Annotated in this window: 3 protein-coding genes; all 3 read right to left on the bottom strand. The window is 63.7% G+C overall.

The window, feature by feature from the left end; translation table 11 throughout:
• Positions 1-518: MFS transporter (locus tag AB4Z11_RS24970; protein ID WP_442028458.1), on the bottom strand; the 518-nt coding region annotated here is incomplete at its 3' end.
• A 72-nt stretch (positions 519-590) separates the two neighbouring features.
• Positions 591-1,670, bottom strand: a complete 1,080-nt coding sequence (locus tag AB4Z11_RS24965; protein ID WP_442028456.1) for a porin — start codon at positions 1,668-1,670, stop codon at positions 591-593.
• 97 nt (positions 1,671-1,767) lie between these two features.
• A partial coding sequence (locus AB4Z11_RS24960; protein WP_442028455.1) for an Lhr family helicase occupies positions 1,768-4,232 on the bottom strand: 2,465 nt, incomplete at its 5' end.

The raw sequence follows: 4,232 nt of genomic DNA, 5'->3' as shown, positions 1-4,232 counted from the left end.
AGGATGCCCAGGCTACCCATCACGTAGAACACGCTATGCCAGCCGTAGTTGTGCACCAGCCAGCCCATGATCGGCGCAAACAGCACGGTCGCGAAATACTGGGCCGAATTGAAGACGGCGGCAGCCAGGCCTCGTTCATGCGATGGGAACCAGGCGGAGGCGATGCGGCTGTTGCCGGGGAAGGAGGGCGCTTCCGCCGCGCCGACCAGCATACGCAGTGTGAACAGCAAAGTGACCGCGGCGCCCCCTGCGACGAAACCCGCCGCGCCGGTGAACAAAGTAAAGGTCGACCACAGGAAGATGCTGAAGAAGTAGGTGATCTTGGAACCGAAGCGGTCCAGCAGCCAGCCGCCTGGCAGCTGGGCGACCACATAGGACCAGGCGAAGGCCGAGAAGATAAAGCCCATCTGGACTGCGGATAATCCCAGTTCTTTCTTGATCTCGGGGCCGGCGATCGAGATGGTCGCGCGGTCGGCGTAGTTGATCGTCGTGATGGCAAACAGCATCGCGAGAATCATCCAGCGCGTGCGCGTCTGGACGTTGGCGGCGCTGACCGCTTTGACGGTTGGTGCTTGTTCCACGGTGTCTCCTTAGAACGTATGGCGGATGCCAAGGTTGTAGCCGGAATTGCCCGTGCCGGCCTCGGTGTTGTTGGCTACCGTGTATCCGGCGCCATTCTTGTTGTTGATATGTCCGTAGGCCGCGTACAGATTGCTGCGCTTGGACAGAGCATACAGGTAGCCGATACCCCAGGAGCTGGCGTCCTGATTGAAACTGCTGCGGTCGTCCTTGTGCATGGCCGAGAACAGCACGGTGCCTGCGCCGACCGGCGCGCTAAATCCCAGCAGCACTTCGCGGCCGTCGGTCGAAGGCGTCGGCTTTACGCCGCCGTAAGGGTTGTTGGCATTGCCCAGCGGCGTGCTGTTGAAGCCTTTGTCGATTTCATAGCCGGCGTGGACCTTGATCCAGCCAAAGTTGTAATTTGCGCCGAGCAGAATATTACGGCCTAGGTCATGATTGACGGCGGCCGTCGTGCCCGTTGCGGCAAGGTCGGAGTTCTTGTTGTTGTAGGCCAGCCGGATCGCCAGCGGACCTTCCGTGTAGCCGATGGCGCCACCGAACTGGCGCCCGGCGGAAGCCGTGTTCTGCTCACCGAAGCTGTACGCCAGCTCGGCATCGACCCCGTGCACGCGCGGCGACATATAGGTAATCGCATTGCTGCTGCGGATATTGGCGCCCCAGTCTGGGAACAGGTTCTTCGCCGTACCTGCGGTGCCCGTGTTGAACGGGTCCACGATGTTCACCAGTGTGGTGTGATAAGGCGTGTACTGGCGGCCAAGCGCCACTGCGCCGAAGTCCTTGCGTTTCAGTCCGACGAAGGCCTGGCGGTTGAAGATGGTGCCTGCGGCATCCACTTCGCCCGTATCGATCTTGACGCCGGTCTCCAGGGTGAAATAGGCGGACAGGCCATTGCCCAAATCTTCCGTGCCGCGAAATCCGATCCGCGAGGCCGACGCCGCACCGCTGGTCACCTTGCTGACATGTCCATTGCTGCCGCCGTTTTCGCCCACCAGGGCAGCATCGACGATGCCATAAATTCCCGCTGACGACTGTGCGTGGGCAGCGGCACTGCCCACTGCCAGAACAATGGCTGCGGTTTTCTTCATCATGTCTCCCGAGTTGTGTAGTTGTGAGGAGATCATATGACTTGATCAATACCGCATCAAACCAAAGACTGTRTCTATCAATTCACAAATTGGATTGATCCTAGCGATGCACGACGAGCAATGCGTGCATCGCTTCGCGCTCGGCGGGATTGGGCGAGTCCAGGTAGTTGAATTTGCCGGAAACCTGGGTGGCGACGGCCACGCCGTCACGGAAGAGGATGCGGTTGCCAGCCAGGGCGGGGACTTTGTCGCCTTGCAGCACGGTGCCACTGAGGTTGAGGGGATCGATGGCGGAGATGGCGACCAGGGTGCCGTCGTGAGGTTTGCGGCGCATTTCGCGTAGCAGGGGAATCGCTTCCGGTAAGGCGAATTGTTCGCCAGAGAGGCCGGCCACGAAGCGTCCGCCTCGCACGTCACCGCGGGCTTCGAGGTGGTGGTAAACGGGCAGCAGTTCGCGCCAGGACGGCAGCCAGGACGCTTCACGATCGAGCAGTTTCCAGAACATGACGCCGTAGCGGCGCAGGAGCGTCATGGCGATGTGTTCCAGCGTTTCGGGCGCGATGCGCGGGCGGCGGCCGGGCGGCGCAGGTGCGGCGGGCGCGCTGTCGGATGCGTCGGCGCTGCCGGTTTTTTCTTTGATCGTGACGGCTTCGGACTGGCGGACCAGCGCCCAGCGCCCGGCTTCTTCCATCGTCGGCCCGGCCCCGCGGCGGCGCCGGCGGTCCATGGTGTTGCGCTTGTTGGCGGGGATGAGCATGGCGCGCAGGCCGGCGTAGCTGTCCGCATTCACCAGGCCCGTGGCGACCAGCTCACCCAGCGCAGTTTCCAGTTCCGCGGGCAGTAGTCGCGCCTCGTGTGCCAGTTCGTCATAGAACATGGCGCCGTTGCGGCGCAGCGACTCCAGCACACGTACCGCGCGCGGCGTGAGTTCGACTTCGGTGGCGACGGCAGGCAGGGCGTGCCACCGGGAGAGCTGGCGGCGCGGCAGCAATACCAGCGGCGTGCTGCGCACCGTGCCGCCGCTGGCACTGGATGGTGCGCCTACGCGAGTCCACACGATGCGGCCGGAGCGGCACAGATCGTCGAGCCAAAGCAGGGAATAATCCTTGATACGGGCAGACAGTAGCTCGCTTTCCCAGGCGCCGGCGGGCGCTTCGAATCCTTCCAGCTGCGACAGCACCTGCGTCAGCGTGTCCGGTCCTTGCAAGCGCGTTTCTTCGGACAAGTGCTGCCAGTCGAACAGGAAGCGCATGAAATCCTGGCGCTCGACGGGCTCGATCTCGCGCCGCAGATTCTTGATCGTGTAGCGATGGATGCGCGCCAGCAGATGGCGTTCGCACCATTCCTCCCCCACGGCGCGCGGCGTAAATCGGCCACGCATGACGTAACCTTCGCTTTCCAGTTGCGTGAGGGCGATCAGCACCGTGCTCTCCGGCAGCGCAAGCGCGGAGCCGATGGCGGCGGCAAGTTGTGGGCCGAAGCCGGACAAGCGTGCGCGCAGAAGTTCAACCAGCGCGTCATCGCGCGTCCATGGCTCATCGCCGTTGAGGGTTAGCCGCTCCGGTATGGCGAGTGGCGGCGTGGCGGCAGCATCGGGATAAGCAGCATGCAGGCAAGCCAGGCGTTCCAGCGCCACCCAGAACTCGGGCCCGCCGGCGAGACGCAGACGCGTGGCGCGGCCGCTGTCGGCAAGCGCGCCAAGCCAGTCATTCCAGCCTTCGTTGGCAAGCGCTTCGTCGCGCGTAATACAGGCCAGTTGCACCAGCGCTTCCTGCATTTCATCGGCGTTGCGCACGCGCGGCCAGGCTTCGTTGGCGACAGCTTCGATGGCGCCGGCGTCCAGCGCGCCCATATCGTCGGTGGACGCTGGGTCGGTCCAGCGGCGGTTCAACACGGCTTGCGTCCGGCGCTCTTCGAGCGGTGCGTCGTCGAGAAAGGCATACGGACGGGCATTCAGCACCTCCATGGCCAGCGGCGACGGCGCCGGCAAGTCGCGCGAAATCAGATGCACTTCGCCCGCCTCCATGCGGCGCAACAGGGCGATYCAGCCTTCGCTATCCATCGCGTCGTGCAGACAATCGTCCAAAGTCTGATCGACCAGCGGATGGCTGGGCAGCTCACGTTCTCCGACGATGTTTTCGAGGCATGCCGCCTGATCGGGGAACACGGCCGCGAGCAGATCGTCGCTCTTCATGCGCTGAAGCTGCGGCGCGACTTTGCGGCCCCCCGTGAAGCGCGGCAGGGCCAGCGCAGTCGTCGCATTCCAACGCCAGCGAACATTGAACAGCGGCGCATCGAGCAGCGCCTGAACCAGGATGTGCTCCGCGCTGCTTGAGCGCAGGTAGCGCCACACCTCGTCCAGCGGGAAGCTGTGGCTTTCGGACAGCGACAGCACGATGGCATCTTCCGTCGCCGCCGCCTGCAGTTCGAAATTGAAGGTGCGGCAGAAGCGCTTGCGCAGCGCCAGCCCCCAGGCGCGGTTAACGCGGCTGCCATAGGGCGTGTGCAGCACCAGCTGCATGCCGCCCGACTCGTCGAAGAAGCGTTCCATGATGAGCGTATCGA

The sequence above is a fragment of the Pseudoduganella sp. RAF53_2 genome (genome assembly GCF_052113985.1).
Classification (GTDB): Bacteria; Pseudomonadota; Gammaproteobacteria; order Burkholderiales; family Burkholderiaceae_D; genus Rugamonas.
The sequence above is the reverse complement of the archived record's forward strand: the minus strand, read 5'-3'. Positions and strand labels throughout refer to the sequence as shown.

What these genes read in the sequence shown, in the direction of transcription:
- AB4Z11_RS24965 (WP_442028456.1), bottom strand. Translation starts at nt 1,670, where the DNA reads ATGATGAAGAAAACCGCAGCCATTGTTCTGGCAGTGGGCAGTGCCGCT.